The following is an 18,525-nucleotide window of genomic DNA, read 5'->3' on the forward strand; positions in this document are numbered from 1 at the left end:
TTCATCTTATAATTGCAAAGATTGATTGACATATATCTCAACTTCAGTACCGGCAGGCAACAGCCAAATGTTGCTTTGTTGCATCATTTGCGCGATCGCTTGTTGATTGCGCTGGGAAATTTGCGGAACTACGGAATTTAAACCGCCTTCCAGGACTCCCGCCCAGATATTTCTACGGTTAGAGTCGTTGGTGACAACGGTACTACCACCGTTGACTGTGACTTGAGAATCGACACGATTATATAATTCTGCGGCTTTACCAATGCCACCTAAGACAAATAATCCTGCATCCATTGAGGCGATTGACGAGCTGCGATTGGGATATTGCCGTGCTACGAGGGGTCTACCTCCAGAAGCACGGATGAGAAGGGCATTTTGTGGGATGTCTCTTTCTGTGAGGTTGCCGTTATCTGGAATAATCACCTTGACTATGTTCAACTGCACTAAACCCTGTTCGGAAATAGAACTGACTTGGGTTAATAACTCAGTTTTAGCAGGTAAAGCGATCGCCCCATCTGTGCCTTTGAGTGGTTCTCGTAGTTGCACAACAAATACATTGGGGTTTTCGTTATTATCATTACCTCGTCCTCTAGTATTTTCACCAAATACAGCCGTGGCGAGGACACCTTTAGCACTAGTTCCCACCTTCAGGGCTTTAGGAGCTTGGTATCTTGCTTGACTGATCATCGGAGATGTTCTCGGTGGTTGAGAAGTTCTAGAATTGACATCTGCCGGTGGCACGTAATTATTAGTTTCTGGTGGTGCAGTAGCTGTAATTTTCGGTGCATCACCAATATTCACCTCGCCATAGCTACCCAATTTAGCTAACCTTGACCATTCGCTAAAGGGGTTGGGTGTAGCTGGTGCGGTGGGAGGTGCGACTGGTGGCGGTGGCTGGGTAATGGGAGTATTAGCTACAGGGATGGGTGGTGGTAGATAAGGAGGGTTGGCTGCAACTCGCTCAACTATCACAGTCCGGGTTGCAGGCTGGGTTGATAATCTCGGAGTCGTCGCACCAGCATTATTTTGTGTAGTGGGGGTAACTGTTGGACGTGGAGAGGGTGTAGTAGCATTTCTCAGATTTTGTTGTGCTATCTTCACCGCCTGAGCTTGTTCAGCTAGAGCTAATTTAGTTTTGAGAGTTTCTACTTCTTGTTGCAGGTTTGGTTCAGGAGATAAATTCGTCACTGGTGATGGCGTGGGAGAGGTAACTAAATTATTCGGTTTTGACTTTTGATTGTTCCCGCTCATCATTTGCGATAAAAATACCCCGGCTACCAACACGAGAGTTAAGGTAGCTGTACCGACTAAGGCTAATTTGGCAAAGGGGTTAGCAGCTAAGGGTTGTTCAGTTTGAGCGGCTGGGGGTGGGGGTGGTGATGGTTGTTCTGCTAAAGATGGAGGATTAACATCAACAGATTCTGCTTCTAAACCCACTAATTTCGCCATCTGTGATTCCCAATTATCTAATTGGTAATTTTCAGTGGTTGACTGGGGGGAAATTTCGGAACTTGGAGAATAGGTAGTCATGGTGTAGTACTTAGTTGGAATTACCGGAACAGTTTTTGTCTTTGAGGTCGCAGATATTGTAAATTTCTAACCGAGCTTCACCCAGACGGTAAGCAGCTAATTGCCAGGGTAGGGGTGTAGTGGGGAGAGAAATTGGTGATTCATCTATAGCTCTGACTAAAATTTGTTTATTAAAGGGAATTGACCTGCCTAAGTTGTCTGAATTATTAAAGATGATTTGATTAGCTAGTATTTCTACTTTCCATTCTCCTTCACGCAGTCCGGTTGGTCGAGAAATTCTTTGAATGACTAATATATGTTGATCACTTCTGTTAGTATTGCCAAATTTCCCTGAGAAATTCAAGTTATTGATCTCAGATAAAAATTTTGATTGTAAATTGGTAGCTAATAATGAGGAACTAGTTTCCCAGATAGTTGCTTGTGGCTGTTGGGATGACCAAGTGAGCATCAGCGTCATGGTTTCACCGACAAAGCGGCGAATTGTTTCGGGATGTCTTTCTGTGCTTGGTTTTGGGTCTACTGTAATGGCATTACCGTTAGCAAGTTGTACTAAAGTACGTGGTGTTAGTCGCTGACTTAATAGCTGTAACATTGACCCATGAAACATTAGTAACAGTAAGGTGAACAGGTGTAAACTAAATGTCCCTACTGCTAACAGGGGGAGAATACTATTTTTTCTAGTTTCTGATTTGAGTAATTGCATAGTTTGTAGTAAGGACTTTAGTCCTGATTATTCATCTAAGAAAACTATCATTTGTACAGGGATTAGCTTGATTATTATCTCCATTGTTATAGTTATCTATTAAGCATAAATTGCGAATTTCATAAATTTCTAATTTGTCAGTGCGGCTACTATAAATAGCCTTTTGTAAGTCGGTGCTATTTTCTGCTAAGGGATAAGGAAAATAATCTACTGCCCGCACTAATATATCTTTATTAAAAGGAGTAATTAATTTTTTACCATCCACAGATTTTTTTTGAATTAAGTCAGCTACCATTCCTACCCGCCACTGACCAGGGGAGATTTGTACAGGGGGATAGACTCGTTTAATAATTAATTCTGCGGTGATAATTTGGTTGGGGTTAGTAGCAAAAATTTCTGGGGGAGTCATATCAGCCACTACACTCAAAAAGCCTTTGCGAAAGTCTTCAGAAATGGCAAAACTTGCTATCCAACTACTCGTAGTTACTTTTTGACTACCACCGCCTGGGGTTCTGACTAAAATTCCTGGGTCGGGTTTGGGTGTGGCGACTTCTTCAATAGTTTGGGGGGGTAGAGTTCCCGACCAATTAAACATGGACATCATTGTCTTACTGACGAACTGACGAATGGCTTGGGGTTCTCTGGCTAGTTCATCAATATTGTTGATAGGTTGGCCGTCAATTGTCTGCACGAAAGTCGGGGGTTTGCGTAGGCTTAATTGACGAATTGTTATACCTTGTAACAAGAAAATTAATAATACTAATAAATGTAAACCGAAAGTGGCGATCGCAAATACTGTCAACGCACTAATTTTTTGTTCTTTTTTTCTCGTCAGCAAGTTAGCCATTGCTCATTAACCCCCATAATTTTAAATTCTGTCTCTGATTAATTCTGATGAATGACTAATAGCATTAAATACTGACATTCCCCCTAAACCAGCTAAAATTAACGATAATACGGGGGCTAAAATCCCCAAAAAGATGATAAACCACATTAAATCAGGATTAGCATTGGGGTCTTGTGCTGGGCCATTCATGATCACGGCGGCAGTGAAAACGGCAATAATATTAAAGGATATTTTGGCAATTCCCGCCGATAAAAATCCTGTCACCCAAGCGAAAATCGGCTTACCAGCTACAGGTAATAAAGAACCACCCACAGCTAAAGGGCCTAAAGCTGCTATTAACAACATAGTGGCTTCAATTAAGTTTTGAAAGGCGAATTGTAAGGAAATTAAAAAGTTTTTAATTGTGGTTTGAGCGGTATTACCTAATAAAGAGTTAAAGTTAGTTTCGGTAACAATTCCTGTGCCGAATCTAATTTGATTGACTTGATTTTCTAGTCTATTAATCCAAGTTTGATTCCCGTATAAATTTCTGTATTCCCGCCAGAGGTTATCAATTCTTTCGCTGGCTTTGGTTAAGCATTGGCTTTGTTGTTCTCCTGTGAGGGACTGACAAGGACGTAGTAAAGAACCAGCTACTTCTTCGGCTACACTCATATTTAATGCTTGCTGGTAAACTTGATTGGCGTTGGCTGTAGTAATAACTTGCTGGTTGACTGTATTAATGAAGTTTCTCACGCCTAATGTTAAGTTTGAGAGAATGCTACCATTACCAGGGTTACTGAGTAAAACTACGACGATAAAAGGCCAAACAAGTGCTGATATAGGACGGGAATATTCACTGTGAATTACGTCTTTTAGCCATTGCATCATGAAAAATAATAGTGTACCAACGGCGAAGAATACACCTAGGTTGGTTAATGCTCCATAGAGGTTATTGTTGGTGTTATTTTGGAGTAAGTCTAGCCATTGGTTGTCCCAGCTTTCGGCTAGGCGGCGCGCGGTTGTAATACCACTATTTAGGGTGTCGGTAATGCCAATTTCTGCTAGGATTTGTGTATAAAAGGACATTTTAATTTACATGGTTGGGAAGATGTTTTTGGTTGGTTGATTTTTTCACGCAGAGGAGGCAGCGCGTTGCGGGGGTTTCCCCCGTTGTAGCGACTGCCGTCACGCAGAGACGCAGAGAGAGATTTGGAGGTTGATGGGGGTTTGGATATAAGATGTTTTATGATTAATTTTATGGTTTTGTACCAAATAATTCTATTTGGGAGGTGGTGCGTAATAGTCTGGCGGCTTCTGTGGCAGAATCTAATCTGCGCGCTCGATTTGATTCTTCTATTTGTTGGGAAATGTTGGCTAAGTTTAAGTTGGAATATTGGATAAATTGGTTGGTTTGTATGTTTTGGGCTAAGTTTTCGGCTATCAGTTTTGATTGTTCGCTCTGGATTTTGATAGTTTGATACTGTAAATTAGATTGTTCTCCAGCAATATTCTTAGGATCTGGAGTTATTTTTGCCAAAATTTGGCTAAGTAAGTTATCAGATTCACTACTGATATTTATAATGTTTCTGATTGTTTGTTCTGTATTTTCTAATTTGTTCTTAGTTCGGAGTTGGGCATCTCTACCTAAAACACCTACTACGGCACTACGGGTTACTATCCGATTGATTTCGTTGTTGACTGAGTTGGAATATACTGCTTGATTATTTTCAAATTTATCAGGGATAGAATTAAAGAATAAAATACTTTGTCGGGCTTGTTTACCGGCTTCTATGGGATTGAGTATATTCAAATCACCACGAGAGGTATTGACGGCATTTTGGGGGGTATTTCCTAATGTGTCACTCAGGTTATTTCTGAGGTAGTTTTGAAAGTCTGTAGAGTAATATTGGAAGTCTGTCCAGACTTGGCCTAGTTGTGCCATTGCTGGCAAAATTAAGAGGGCTGAAAATGTCAGAGTTAATAAAGTGGTTTTTTTCATATATCTATCATCTCAGTCACATAACTTAATTTTGAATTTTGAATCTTGTAACTTTGTTGCCGTAGGGAATTTTGAATTTTGAATTTTGAATTTTGAATTGATAAGACTAACTACCACGCAACGAAGCTATTAATTGCCGGGCAAAGGTGGATATTGCTTCATATTTATTACTATAAGTTTGCATTGCTTGTTGACGGGCGGTTTGTTCATTGGGATTATTAGCAACTACGGCTAATTGTTCGTAACCTGGATAGTAACGACAAAAGGTAGGAATGCCGTTATCGTCTAGTAGCCATTGGCTATATACTCCTTCTTTGCGGGGGAAAAAGCTTTCGGTGGCATTGCGGGAAATGATTTCACGGGGATATTTTAAGATGTTGACAAAACTATCGACAGCTACCGGTTGAATACGCCCAATTAAACGGGTGGAGAGGTTTTGTAATATCTTGGATGCGGCTCTTGATTTGGCGATGGTGTCGGGGTCTTGGGCTGATAAGATGACTCTAATACCAGCTTTTGCACCGTTGGCGCACATTCTGCCCACTAGGTCGGAAATCTGGTCAAATTCAAATAAAATTGGGGCTTCGTCAATAAAGAAGATGGAGGCGGGACTACTTAAGGCACGGCGCAAGGCGGCAGAATAGGCACTTAAGGATAGTACTGCCGCATCTTCGTTATCGGAGAGGTTTCGCAGTGCAAATACTAAAAGTTGGGCATCGGTGGGAAAGCTGGAGGGTGCAGAGATGGCTTGTCCAACACGGCTGGATAACCAAAATCTTAAGCGCAGGTGAATTTGACTGAGGGCATCTTCTACCCTGCCACTGACAGCATCAAGGCGCAGATGTTCGGGGGAACAAAAATACAAAAAGTCTTTGAGGGTGGGGGTTTTTTGCCAAGCTGGAGAACCAAAGCCGCCTTCTATGGCCATGCGATAGCGTTCTTGAATGCCGATATCAGCAAAGAAGGCACTTAAGGCTAAGTTGATGAGAGAACGGACGGTTTGGGCTAAAAGTTGATTATCGCTGGATGAGCCTAAGACCATTGTCATTAAGGCTGATTCTAAAAAGGCGGTATAATCTAGTAGGCGATCGCGTTGTTGTTCTGGTTCAAGCGATCGCAAGTCTGGTTGTTCAAATAAGTTATTGGATTGTTTGGAAATATCAAAGTAAGCTCCGTTGCCTCCCATGAACTCGGTATAGTCGGTAAAAGTTGATGTGCCGTCTGGTTTGGGGAAGTCTAAGGCGACTACAGGAATGCCATGTGCTAAGGCTTGGGTTAAAATTCCTGAAACTAATACTGATTTACCTGCACGGGTGGTAGCAAATAAAGCTAAATTTTTGTGTTGATGAAATAAGTCTAGATGTATCGGTGTACCGCCTTCTTCGGCTATTAATTCAAAGCCTTTTTTATCTCCGGCTTTGGTGACTACTAAAGGCATCAACCCCGGTACTTCACTGGTTAAATATAACTGACGACGGTTAAATGGTTTAACTAGTAAACCTTCCCAAACTATGGGGAGAGACTGTAACCAAATTTTCCAGGCATATTCTATTTCTCTCACTACCTGGGCTGGACGTTGAAAACAGTTTTCAATATATCTTGTGGCTTCGTCTAATTTTTCTACTGTGGGACGATGCACAAAAATTGCTATCCCCGTATAAATGGGAACTGCACCTTCATATAATTGTTCTTGGGCAGCAACGGATTTTTTTAATTTTAATTGGGCATTGACATCAATGGTTCTACTTTTTTCCTGCGCCATCATTGCTGTCATATTTGACTGCTTGAGGACTCGCTGCAAGGTGGTTTTAACTAAAGCTGGGTTGGCGGCTGTCAATTCACAGAAAATTTCTGTATCTACTACTGTTTCCCTCGCTAGTAGTTCCCATAAATACCGCAGTTGGGCGAATTTATTCGGCCAGCCACCAGGTTTTTCTAAGAAAGTCAATGCGCCAATATAATTATTTTTGACATTTACCCATCTGCGATCGGCACAAGGTACACTAGACTCCATCAGCATGGTTGTACTGTGGATATTTTCTATCAGCAATTTTGTACTGGGTAAATCGGAATAAACTTGCTCGTGCAGTCCATTCTCATCTAAGCTCACTAGTTGGGGAATGGGTATCGGTTGAGTATCGTTAAACCGTTGCCATATATTTTCCCAGAGTTCTTCTGCATTTAATGGTTTAATATCTAAACCCATTTTGTTAGATAACAATTGTTCCCAACGACAAAACCCTTGTTGGTAAGCTTTGATAATAACTGTTTCTATGCGTTGATTTTCAATATCGGCAAGATCACCCTTAAATTTTAACCACCAATCTTCAGCTTGTACTAATAGTTTTTCAATCCAATCATTAGCTTGTGTTGAATTTGGTTCAATGGTGTAAGTTACATAAATTTTCAGAAATTTCGGCTTACGTAGTCCAGCATTGGTGAGTTCTTTGATTCTGGCTCTTTCTGCCATTAATAAATATTTGATATCCCGTGAGGCAGCAGATTTAATTAAGTCTGTCAGTTCTGCTTGTCGCTGGGCATCAGAACTAAAAGAACCCATGTGTAATGTCATTCTTTCCCCATCAGGGATGTCTTTTAATCCTGATTCAAGATTATTAAAAATTGTGTCTATTTGTTCTTTTCTTAAGGTAGTATGAATACCTCGACACTCAAAACCAAAAACAAAGCAGAATCTATCTTTTTGAGTTCCTTTAGTTAAAATATATGCCCCAATATCACGCCCATCTAAGGCAATACGCAGCATTGTTGACAAATGCAGTGCATCTTCAAAAGGCGTTAATCTACTTTCTTGTCCGGCGATGCCGACGCTTTGTTTTCCGATTTTTTGCTTCATGGTTAACTTCTAACAAGCTTTGATAACGTGCAAAGCCTCTTGTCCAAGTGGGAACTCCAATAAATTTACTTAAAAATCGCCAACTCCTACCTCCAGATAATATCCACCAAGTTGCTATTCCCCAACCCGCAATTAATGCCGTCCATAACCAGCGTTGAAAATCATCTGCAAACAGCCCCCCAAAAATGCCATTGATGATAAAATATGCGGCTAAAACAATTACTGTCCAGGGAAATATTTGGTCGGCAGGAATAGGGCCTAATGATGGTTGTGAACCTAAAATTTGATTAACTGGGCGAAAATCTGGTTGCCGTTCCTCAGACATAATCTCTTAATACATTTGACTTTAGTTATTTGTATCACCAATTACAAACCCTGTGAGAACATCTGCCACAGTTACAGCTACAACAACTAATAAAGGAGTTCTGGCTACACTTTGCCAATCTTCATCTTTACGGACTGCATTGATTACCCCAATTAAGGAAACAGCTATATACAGTAAATAAATAGCACGTAATACGTTGAATATTAAACCAACTGCCAGTTGACTATTATTATTTGATGCTCCTTGCGTTAATGTTTTGTTAAAGAAATCCTCAGCCCTTCTAAAAAATTGTGCCTGTGCTGGTGCAGCAAAGTAATCTAACCAAAATAAGCTCAAAATCAGAGCCACAGCCAGAATTTGATAGATAATTAACCACCGTTTTGGTAAGTGCGATCGCTGCCCAATTTGCTGAATTACTATGGTGATTAAACTGCCAAATAGCAAACAAAAAATTAACAAGGGGCTTTTGAAGCTGATCACGATTAAAAATACAGCACAAGCTAGTAAAAATGGGACTGATTCAATTAAATTCAACCACAAAAATTCTAATACCTTGCTAATTTTCTCAGTAGCTTGTCCTAGTCCGGCTGTGAAAACCCGATCAATTTTCTTGGCATGAATACTTGGTTTAGGCATTGACTAATTTCCTGGCTAACTGTTGCAAATATAGGTTGGTTGTGATATCAAGGCTTTGATAATTTAACATGAGATAACACCTGTTATACAAAAATCTCTAGACCTTTCCTTAGAATATCCACCCCTCCCATTAGCTATTGTTAAAATTCAGTTAATAGGGTCTTAACATTACGTTAAATAAAGTTTTTTGCTAGCATCTAATTACCGATTTTGTCACTCCTGTAGATTCATCATCGTTAGTTAGGATTACAAGTTTGGCTGATTCATTAACCACAAGAGCAATTCTGGTAATTATTCATAAAAATTTTGCAATTAGCAGGTAAATTAATGCTATATTTAGTCTTGATCATGATTAGATTTAATTTTTACGACTTAGCCCAACTGGCACATTTTTTATGTAGGTTGTGTAACCCTGCGAAAGTATTTGAACGTAGTCATGAGAGTTATAGCGTCACCCACCAATCATAGATTGTGACACTTCCGTAAATCCTGATTTGAATATACTAAACCTAAAATAACTCCTCTTGCTTCATAAATATACTTTGGTAAATAGATTTGATGCCCTTGACCCATAATTACAGGTCAAAGGCTCTGTTTGAGTATGTAAATGATTAACTTTTGGTATCTCAAGCGATCGCCTTTGTGATAACCTTTGCACTAGGTTACTGGATAGGGGGTAAAATGTCTAGTCTAAAAAGCTACTACTTCCTAGCTACAGTTATCAGTTATCAGTTATCAGTTATCAGTCAGCTAATAACTAACCCACCACCAATTTAACTACCTTGTCTCCCTTGTCTCCCCTATCTCCCCCGTCTACCTTGTCTCCCCCTGCCCCCCTGCTCCCTGCCCCCTGCCTACAGTTCTCTAATTTTGAATTTTGAATTTTGAATTGATATGCCCCCTACCTACATCACTGGCAATGTAGATATTCAATAATAGCCTGGGCGATCGCCTGATTACCATCCTTAGCTAAAGGTTGTGCTTTTTGTGGTGGTAGCATTGGTTGATGTAGGAAATCCCAGTTACCACCAAAAAACTCCTCTGGCTTAATAATTTGGTGAAAGTTGTAGTTTCTCAACCCTTCTAATAGACAAGGTGCTTCCGCAAAATCATCACGGGGGATAGTAATAAGAGGCACATCTAATAAAGTGGCTTCGGAAAATGTGCCGTAACCAGGCTTAGAAACTAATCTCCCACAAATCGGCATAAAATCTACAGGGCGGAATTTGCGGTCATGAATCTTGATAACATTAGGTAAATCAGGGGCAGACTGATCAAAGATAATAAATTGCCAGTCGGGAAAATCGCGGAGGTTGTGGTAGGGAATTTGTTGCAAACCCAAACCGCCAAAACTGAGCAAGATAGTTTTATCTTGGGGTGCGGTGATACCCCAAATATTACGAATTTCTTCAGGAGCGTAACGGGGAGTACCACCAGTTAAGCCGACATCGGTAATATTGGAGAAAGCCTGCAATGGTTCGTGAAACGGTAAACGAAACAAGCGATCGCATTTAGCATAACATTCACTAATCCAATCAGCGATCGCTATAAATTCCCCACCCCAGTCACGATAAATAAAATCCCAGCCGAAATTACTCATCATCCAGCAAGGAATACCCGCTTTTTCAGCAAATAACGGCGCAAGGAAAGGAATATCAGCTAATATCAACTGCACCCGATTTTGGCGAAGGAAATTTACTTCCGAAGCAATTAACGAATTTTGCTGTTTTTTAATCTCCAGCAACTTCGCCAAAGTCGCCGCCTTATCCATATTTAAGCTATCGCTTTGCACCACACCCAAATCAAAAGCGCGGGGACGGTGGATAAAATCACCCTCGATATAACACTCCAGCAACCACCGAGGCGCGGTAGTCACCATAATTAACAGCACTTCAGGACACATCTTTTGAATTGTCCCTGCTACCGAGGCGGTACGGGTAGCATGGCCAAAACCATGATTTGTAATGGCTACGTATAAAATTGGGCGTTGCATAAATAGAGAAACCTATCTCTCAAATAATTTGAGAGTTTGAGTATGGGCAGGTTGATTTTACCTGCTGCATGACGGCAGTTGGCACAAAAATGCCAGAAATTGCCATTTTGCCAATCGCAATAGTAAGGCGTTAACAAATAAAGGCTACTAATTCCAAACAAAGATAACTCTGCAAAAGTTTCTCGTGCAGAGTCAATTAATATATTGATATAGGCGATCGCAATCAGCTTTAAAATTTAAATCTGAAAGCTAAAATGCGGTGACGTTTGTGCAACATAATCACTGCGGTATTAATCAATAAACAGGTAATGGCTAAAGCTAACAAAATATAAGTCGGAGGCATCACCACACCAATGACAAACCAACTATATACGTGTAGCACCATTAACAATCCCAAAATACTTGCAAAACCAGCAGCTTGCCAAATTTGAAAAGTTGGGCGACCAATTACAGCCAAAATTATTGTCAACAATGTAGCTAGTAAATTAGCTGGTACGAGGAATGCACAAATACCAACGCAGTTATTACGAGAGAACTCAGCTAAAAAATGAAAATCGAGCATTAATTCTGTGGGGATAATGTTGGCATCTAAAAAACTCAATCTATTTTTAGATATATCAACTTAACTCAGCATATCTCTAAAGTAAACGCTGCTGCATATATTTAACATAAATTAAAATATATAAGTACTTAATTATGCTTGTAATAAGTAATCATGATAGTTAACTAAGAAACAGGTGGGGAATACCCACCTAGATGAAGATTACCCCATCAAAATTACTGTATCAATAACGTGAATCACACCGTTATCTGCTTCGATATCGGCGGCTAAAACCGTGGCATTTTTGACTTCAAAACCATCAGAACAGTCAATCTTGATAAGTGAACCCTCAACAGATGTGACTGTACCAAGTTTAGCTAAGTCAGCCTGTTTCAATTTGCCAGGCACGACATGATAAGTAAGGATTCTAGTTAACTGAGGAATATTCTGCACCAAGGTTTGAATAGTTCCTGGGGGTAATTTTGCAAAAGCCTCATCATTGGGTGCAAAGACAGTAAAAGGGCCAGGACTTTTTAATGTTTCAACTAAACCAGCAGCTTGCACAGCAGTTACTAGAGTATTAAAAGCACCAGCACCAACCGCAATATCAACAATATCAGCCATTTTTGTTACCTGAAAATAGGGATTGGGGACTGGGATTTTCATCTTGGCGGATGAAGTTTGTTACAGTCTCTCCTGTGAAAAATTTTAAAATATTGTGAAACAGTTTGAATTTTTATAAATGAAATGATTTTTAAACATGGCGATAAGTAAAATTTACAAAAAAATTTTTTGGCGACACTAGCTTATGATATTCATCAGCAAATTTTCGGGAAAATAGTATGAGGGAACAACAAACCGCGCTAGGCGATCGCAAGTATGCCATCATAGGCACTGGTGCATTAGGTGGGTTTTACGGTGCTAAATTGCAAAAAGCTGGTTTTGATGTTCACTTCTTACTCAAGAGTGACTATGAACACGTTAGCCAGCAAGGTTTAATTGTTGAGTCTAAAGACGGTGACTTTACCCTTCCTCAAGTCAACGCTTACAACGATGTCAACAAGATGCCAAAATGCGATGTAATCGTACTGGCACTAAAAACCACACAAAACCATTTACTACCCCAGTTATTACCACCCGTAGTTAAAGACGATGGTGTAGTTTTAGTATTACAGAACGGGTTGGGTGTAGAAGAAGAAATCAACCGAATTGTGCCAAAAGTTAACGTAATTGGCGGTCTATGCTTCCTTTGTTCCAATAAAGTTGGTTTAGGACATATTCGCCATCTAGACTACGGACACATCACTTTAGGGGAATATCTCCCGGAATATTCTCAAGCTGGGATAAGTGAGAAAATGCAGCAAATAGCCGACGATTTTCAACACGCCGGAATTGGGATGGAATTGGCTGAAGATTTATTATTAGCCAGATGGAAAAAACTAGTCTGGAATATCCCCTACAATGGGCTATCTGTAATTCTCAACGCCAGCACGAACGAATTAATGGCTGATACCTACACCCGCACGTTAGTAGAACAAATCATGTATGAAGTGAAAGCCGGGGCGAACAGTATGGGGCGGATAATTCCCGATAGCTTCATTCAAACCATGCTAGATTACACCGTCAAAATGACACCTTACCGCACCAGCATGAAAATCGACTATGATGAACGCCGTCCCTTGGAAGTAGAAGCAATTATGGGGAATCCTTTAAGAGCAGCCCAAGGTTTGGGAGTAGACTTATCAAAAATTAGCTGTCTCTACCACCAGTTAAAATTTATAGATGCCAGAAATCAAAAGTGAAGCATCAACACACACTCTACAGAAAAAATCTGCCAGTTGCGTCAGTCCTATAAAATTTGTTGTATTTCATCAACAGAATTTGCTAAAAGCACAGTCCGAAAAATTTGCTGCAATTTTTCCAACTCTTGAATAGGGGAAATTTGGGACATTGGTTGAATCGCAATCTTTATGTGCGAGTGTGAACAAAAACCCCATTCCACCAGACGAGCCACCAACATTAAGACAACCTGTACGCAGATTGCTCAACTTGGTGGTTTTCTGGGTCGTAAAGGTGATGGTGAACCCGGTGTCAAGACTATTTGGCGAGGGTTACGACGATTGCACGATATCGCTGCCACTTGGAAACTAGCCCATCACATCTCAACGCATACTTTCTGAATTTTGTCTAATCTTCATGGCAACCCCATCTCCTGAAATCACCTCTATAATTGCTTTTCCGCCTTTATTAACAAAGATGTGACTAATGGATAGAGAGGGGCTTAAATATCTTAAAAGCTCAATACTCTACGAGAAGAGCTTCGCTCTATGGAAAGGGATTTTTTAAATTCGTCGAACTGACGTTAATTCACATCAGGGGTAATTGCGAATTGATTTAATCTCCGCCCAACCCCTAACTGTGGCACAATAAAGAACTGTAATAAGAAAGATATTATTAAGGTAATTTAGTGACTCCAACTGCTCAATCCACGGCAAGTGCGCGTCGCGTGGTATTTCCATTTACGGCAATTGTAGGCCAGGAAGAAATGAAACTGGCACTACTATTGAACGTGATTGATCCCAAAATCGGTGGTGTTATGATTATGGGCGATCGCGGCACAGGTAAAACTACAACTATCCGGGCTTTGGCTGACCTTCTACCAGAAATCCCTGTGGTTGTCAATGACCCCTTCAATAGTGACCCCACCGACCCCGACCTGATGAGCGATGAAGTCCGCCAAAAAACAGGCCAAGGAGTTGAACTAGCCGTAGAACTGAAAAAAGTTCAAATGGTAGACTTACCTCTAGGAGCTACAGAAGACCGGGTATGCGGCACTATCGACATCGAAAAAGCTTTATCTGAAGGTGTGAAAGCCTTTGAACCAGGACTGCTAGCTAAAGCCAATCGGGGTATCCTCTACGTAGATGAGGTTAACTTGCTCGATGACCACCTAGTAGACGTACTCCTCGACTCTGCTGCTAGTGGCTGGAACACCGTAGAAAGAGAAGGGATTTCTATTCGTCACCCTGCAAGATTTGTACTGGTAGGCTCTGGCAACCCAGAAGAAGGTGAACTCCGTCCCCAATTACTTGACCGGTTTGGAATGCACGCCGAAATCCATACTGTCAAAGAACCTGCTTTAAGAGTGCAAATTGTGGAACAAAGGTCAGAATTTGACCAAAATCCCCCAGAATTTCTAGAACATCACAAAACTGAACAACAAGCACTGCAAGAAAAAATTGTCAACGCTCAAAAGCTATTACCACAAGTCAAACTTGATTATGACTTGCGGGTAAAAATTTCTGAAGTTTGTTCAGAATTAGATGTAGACGGTTTACGGGGTGATATCGTTACCAACCGCGCCGCCAAAGCCTTAGCCGCTTTAGAAGGTCGTACAGAAGTCACAGTTGATGATATCCGCCGTGTCATTACCTTATGTCTGCGTCACCGTTTGCGTAAAGACCCCTTAGAATCAATTGATTCCGGTTACAAAGTCGAAAAAGCCTTTGCTCGTGTCTTTGGTGTAGAACTACCAGATGATACTACGCAAAAAAACGGTACAGGACAAATCAAGACAGGTGTTCGGTAATTATCCTCAGTGAACAGTGAGTGAAGCAGTGCGGTATTGGGAGTTTTCCTCACGAGCAACAGCTGAAACCATTGGTGTAGCCTCTGTCTACGACACGCTCCGCGTACTCCTACAGAGAAGCAAGCTACGCGTAAGCGTCCCGCAGGGAACGTAGAGAAGGGCAAAGGAGCTTTAACCCTCTTCTCTCTGCCCCCTGCTCCCTGCCCCCTGCTCCCTGCTCCCTGCCTCTGATTAACATTCCTGACTCAGTAACAAAAAACTGTAGTAATTACTGTTCACTGATAACTGATAACTCACAACTCATAAATATTAATGAGATTTTGGCACTTTTGGTTAAACAGCTTCATTTTAGCTAGTCAATACAACCCACCTCGGTTTGTAGAGTTAGTGATGTTGATGCTAGCGATCGCCATGTTAGCCATTGCGATGATTGTACCAGACATACCATATATAGTATTAGGGTTAAGTTTGGTAGTAGGTGCAGCTATCTCTATCTTAGTACGAGAGGCGATCGCACCCTCACCCCAAACCAGACTCACCCAACTCACCGCAATATTATTACTCCTCATTAGCTTCTACGGTTTCGCCGACCTTATTAAAACTCTATAAGTCATAGTAATTCGTAATTCGTAATGGACTTCGTCCCGCTTCTCTACGAGACGCTACCACTAACGTAATTCGTAATTAATTTAAGATGGGACGCATAGGAGACAGGTCATATCCTATTAAGTTAAAGACTTATAATTTAAGACTGCAAGAGTGCAGGGGGCAGGGGGAGTTAAACTCTTGAATTTTGAATTTTGTTCGCCCTTGGCGTTCCCGAAGGGTATTTTGAATTTTGAATTGATATGCCCCATGCCCAATTACCACCCTTGAATTTCTACTAATTCCATACACAAATCATTAATTGCCTTTAAATTTGGGTGATGGGGTAAAGTTGATGTTTCATAAATAGCATCCATTTGAGCAACTAAATCATCAGCCATTTGCATCACTTGCTCATAAGAATATTCACCCTTGAGAATAGCTTTTAAATCTTCAGCATCACCTGCAACTCTTCTATCTACAATTACCTTACCAGTCTGTAAAATTTCTAACCCACTGCGTAATAATCTAATGCAGTGCATTCCATGTTTGAGGTCAAAACCTGACTTCCTTTCCATTTCGGCTCTAGCAGGATTTCTATTTTCTTGCCAGGATATATAAGCCTTCCATTCTCTTAAGGCTACCTGATAACTTTGACTTTTTTGTAATAAACGAATAAAATCACTACGACTATTAGTTAATTTTTGGGTGTAGTCCAAAGCTTCATTAGGCAGAGTATGCTGCTTTAATACGCCCTTAAAATCAATATCAGCCGTCAGTAATTTATATAATTGTTCAGCTTCTTCTAAAAATTCAATTCTGCCTCGAACTAAGATATATAAGTATTCTAAAAAAGCATTTAACTCATCTTTAATCAAAGGTTCTTCATTTTCTATGCCAAAATCAGATGGTAGAGGTTTCTTTTGTGGTGGATGTAATAACCACTTGCGATGAGTTTCCATTTTTTTAATTTGAGCAAAAGCATAACCAGAATAAGTATGCTTAACTTTTTTACTCAAAAATAATTGTCTATGCTTAATTAAATGCAGCCCAACAGAAGTTACAACAGGATAGCTAGGCAACCATAGCAATTCTAAAACATTGGGGTTAGCCCCTGCTAATAACTGAAGAACTTTCTTCAATTCATAGATAACAGTATCTTTGTTATCATCAATAAATGGAAAAATCCCAGATTCATCCCAACCAGCATCTTTCTGTTCAACGTGGTCAAATCCTAAATAATATCTTTTAGGAGCAATAAACACACCCCGAAAATCCCAGTCAGAATCAGGACGATTTAATCCATAGCCGTGGCTACCTGCTAAACCTATTAAAATAGTTCTTTTTTCAACTTCTATTCTTTTCATATTAATAAATTAAAATATAATCATTTTATCTAAAGACTTACGTAATTAGCATATTGTATATGTAATATATGTAGGGGAGGCAAATTGCAGTGTGGATTTTCCTCCTGCAATATTGCCGTTGTGTTAGGCGTAAGCCGTAACGCACCGAAAAGTATTAGGTACTTCAGGACTCAGGTAAGCATCACAATTGTATGTTTGGTGCGTGACGCTATAACTCTGATGACTACGTTCTCAATACTTTGGCAGCGTCACACACCCTACATGACATATTGCGGACTTTGATTGCATACGGAAAGCCCAACTTGGCAAAGTAGCCTTTAAAGTACACAATAAGATAACGTCGCCCTTAACATTTTCTTTGTGAATAACGTCCGTACTGTCTCTGATACAAAGCGAACTTTCTACGCGCTACATACCCGACCGATTAATACAATTTATCGCCGGGTAGTAGAGGAATTGATGGTAGAAATGCACCTACTGTCAGTCAATGTAGATTTTAGCTACAATTCCGTTTATGCCTTGGGCGTTGTCACTACCTTTGACCGCTTCATGGCAGGTTATAAACCCGAAGGGGATAAGGAATCGATTTTTAATGCTATATGTCAGGCGGTGGAGCAAGAACCACAACGCTATAGACAAGATGCTGAACGTTTAAAAAGTGTAGCTCAAAGCTTACCAGCTAATGATTTAGTGGCGTGGCTGAGTCAAACTAATCACTTACAGCAAGATCCTGACTTGCAAGCACAATTGCAAGCGATCGCTAATAATCCTAACTTTAAATACAGTCGGTTATTTGCGATCGGTTTGTTTTCTTTGCTGGAAATATCAGATCCTGAACTAGTCAAAGACGAAAAGCAACGTACTGAAGCACTAAAAACAATTGCTGATGGCTTGCATTTGTCTCATGAAAAACTAAGTAAGGATTTAGATTTATACCGTTCTAACTTAGACAAAATGACACAAGCACTAATTGTCATCGCTGATATGGTATCAGCAGATCGCAAAAAGCGCGAACAACGTCAACAACCAAGTACCCCAGTTGCTCCTCCAACTGGTAATGAGTAGTCAGTAGAGACGCGATTAATCGCGTCTGTACAAAAACCATCTAGTCATGTGGACTAGAAAGTTTTGACTTCTCTTGCTAGAAAACACCTAATAATTTGTAAATCAAGCTGTTGATAATAGTGAGTGCAAACGCCCCTAGCACAGCACTCCAAATTCCGAAGCGCAGGCGAAAACCTTCTACTAACCAAGCAGCAATACTAAAACAAACAACGGCAATCATAAATGTGAAAACACCCGATAACAAGTTAAAAGTCAAGATATCGGGTACAACAAATATCAAACGCAAAATTGGTCTGACTATTGCCGTTACAATGCCTAAAACAGCTGCGGAGATAACTGCTTTTTGTGGACTGTCAACTTCAACACCTAAAGGCAACTTACTGATAATCAACAAGCTGACGGATGTGACTACCCAAACAATTAACAGTGTCACAATTTGATTCATTGCCGTTAACCCCTGAAAAGTAAATGGTGCTTGGCGATAAATTATTTAGTTGATTGAGTCTATC

17 protein-coding genes and 1 pseudogene are annotated in these 18,525 nt (G+C 40.4%); 5 read left to right on the forward strand and 13 right to left on the reverse strand.

All coding sequences use genetic code 11. From position 1 onward, the window contains the following. Positions 1-6 precede the first annotated feature (6 nt). From ACPZ3T_RS05210 to ACPZ3T_RS05260, 11 genes are all read right to left on the reverse strand, one after another. Entirely contained in the window at positions 7-1,530 is a 1,524-nt protein-coding gene (locus ACPZ3T_RS05210; protein WP_490274052.1) for a TrbI/VirB10 family protein, read from the reverse strand. Between the two features lie 10 nt (positions 1,531-1,540). Then, entirely contained in the window at positions 1,541-2,233 is a 693-nt protein-coding gene (locus ACPZ3T_RS05215; protein ID WP_490274054.1) for a hypothetical protein, read from the reverse strand. A 31-nt stretch (positions 2,234-2,264) separates the two neighbouring features. Then, positions 2,265-3,080 (reverse strand): hypothetical protein, encoded by an 816-nt coding sequence (locus ACPZ3T_RS05220; RefSeq protein ID WP_490274056.1) that lies wholly within the window; start codon positions 3,078-3,080, stop codon positions 2,265-2,267. A 21-nt stretch (positions 3,081-3,101) separates the two neighbouring features. After that, positions 3,102-4,148 (reverse strand): hypothetical protein, encoded by a 1,047-nt coding sequence (locus tag ACPZ3T_RS05225; RefSeq protein WP_490274057.1) that lies wholly within the window; start codon positions 4,146-4,148, stop codon positions 3,102-3,104. A 169-nt stretch (positions 4,149-4,317) separates the two neighbouring features. Beyond that, complete coding sequence (locus tag ACPZ3T_RS05230; protein ID WP_490274059.1) at positions 4,318-5,061, reverse strand: hypothetical protein; 744 nt, start codon at positions 5,059-5,061, stop codon at positions 4,318-4,320. A gap of 106 nt (positions 5,062-5,167) precedes the next feature. Beyond that, entirely contained in the window at positions 5,168-7,915 is a 2,748-nt protein-coding gene (locus ACPZ3T_RS05235; protein WP_490274061.1) for a hypothetical protein, read from the reverse strand. Then, on the reverse strand, positions 7,863-8,240 hold the full coding sequence (locus ACPZ3T_RS05240) for a hypothetical protein (RefSeq protein WP_490274063.1): 378 nt from the start codon (positions 8,238-8,240) through the stop codon (positions 7,863-7,865). The genes ACPZ3T_RS05235 and ACPZ3T_RS05240 overlap by 53 nt, the downstream gene beginning before the upstream one ends. Positions 8,241-8,261: 21 nt before the next feature. After that, entirely contained in the window at positions 8,262-8,876 is a 615-nt protein-coding gene (locus ACPZ3T_RS05245) for a hypothetical protein (protein ID WP_490274065.1), read from the reverse strand. A 910-nt stretch (positions 8,877-9,786) separates the two neighbouring features. After that, complete coding sequence (locus tag ACPZ3T_RS05250) at positions 9,787-10,869, reverse strand: glycosyl transferase (protein WP_490274067.1); 1,083 nt, start codon at positions 10,867-10,869, stop codon at positions 9,787-9,789. Positions 10,870-11,098: 229 nt separating this feature from the next. Next, positions 11,099-11,431 (reverse strand): hypothetical protein, encoded by a 333-nt coding sequence (locus ACPZ3T_RS05255; RefSeq protein WP_490277125.1) that lies wholly within the window; start codon positions 11,429-11,431, stop codon positions 11,099-11,101. A 201-nt stretch (positions 11,432-11,632) separates the two neighbouring features. After that, entirely contained in the window at positions 11,633-12,034 is a 402-nt protein-coding gene (locus ACPZ3T_RS05260) for a fasciclin domain-containing protein (protein ID WP_490274068.1), read from the reverse strand. A 218-nt stretch (positions 12,035-12,252) separates the two neighbouring features. Between ACPZ3T_RS05260 and ACPZ3T_RS05265 the strand changes: the two genes are divergently transcribed. From ACPZ3T_RS05265 to ACPZ3T_RS05280, 4 genes and pseudogenes are all read left to right on the forward strand, one after another. Next, the gene (locus tag ACPZ3T_RS05265; RefSeq protein ID WP_490274070.1) at positions 12,253-13,212 is read left to right on the forward strand and encodes a putative 2-dehydropantoate 2-reductase; all 960 of its coding nucleotides are present in this window, start codon (positions 12,253-12,255) and stop codon (positions 13,210-13,212) included. Positions 13,213-13,366: 154 nt separating this feature from the next. Further along, positions 13,367-13,590: pseudogene (locus ACPZ3T_RS05270) on the forward strand (IS4 family transposase); the annotation flags it as partial. Positions 13,591-13,877: 287 nt separating this feature from the next. Further along, entirely contained in the window at positions 13,878-14,999 is a 1,122-nt protein-coding gene (gene bchI / locus ACPZ3T_RS05275) for a magnesium chelatase ATPase subunit I (protein WP_490274072.1), read from the forward strand. Between the two features lie 312 nt (positions 15,000-15,311). Continuing rightward, a complete protein-coding gene (locus ACPZ3T_RS05280; protein ID WP_490274074.1) occupies positions 15,312-15,608 on the forward strand; it encodes a hypothetical protein in 297 nt (98 codons plus the stop codon). Between the two features lie 254 nt (positions 15,609-15,862). Here ACPZ3T_RS05280 and ACPZ3T_RS05285 read toward each other — a convergent pair whose 3' ends face one another. After that, entirely contained in the window at positions 15,863-16,951 is a 1,089-nt protein-coding gene (locus ACPZ3T_RS05285) for a nucleotidyltransferase domain-containing protein (protein ID WP_490274076.1), read from the reverse strand. Between the two features lie 360 nt (positions 16,952-17,311). On the opposite strand from ACPZ3T_RS05285, the gene psb29 reads away from it, so the two are divergent. Continuing rightward, positions 17,312-18,016, forward strand: a complete 705-nt coding sequence (gene psb29 / locus ACPZ3T_RS05290) for a photosystem II biogenesis protein Psp29 (protein ID WP_490274078.1) — start codon at positions 17,312-17,314, stop codon at positions 18,014-18,016. Positions 18,017-18,092: 76 nt separating this feature from the next. On the opposite strand, the gene ACPZ3T_RS05295 is transcribed toward psb29, so the two are convergent. Beyond that, entirely contained in the window at positions 18,093-18,461 is a 369-nt protein-coding gene (locus ACPZ3T_RS05295) for a phage holin family protein (protein ID WP_490274080.1), read from the reverse strand. Between the last annotated feature and the right edge of the window lie 64 nt (positions 18,462-18,525).

This window comes from Aliinostoc maniaoense (genome assembly GCF_058172895.1).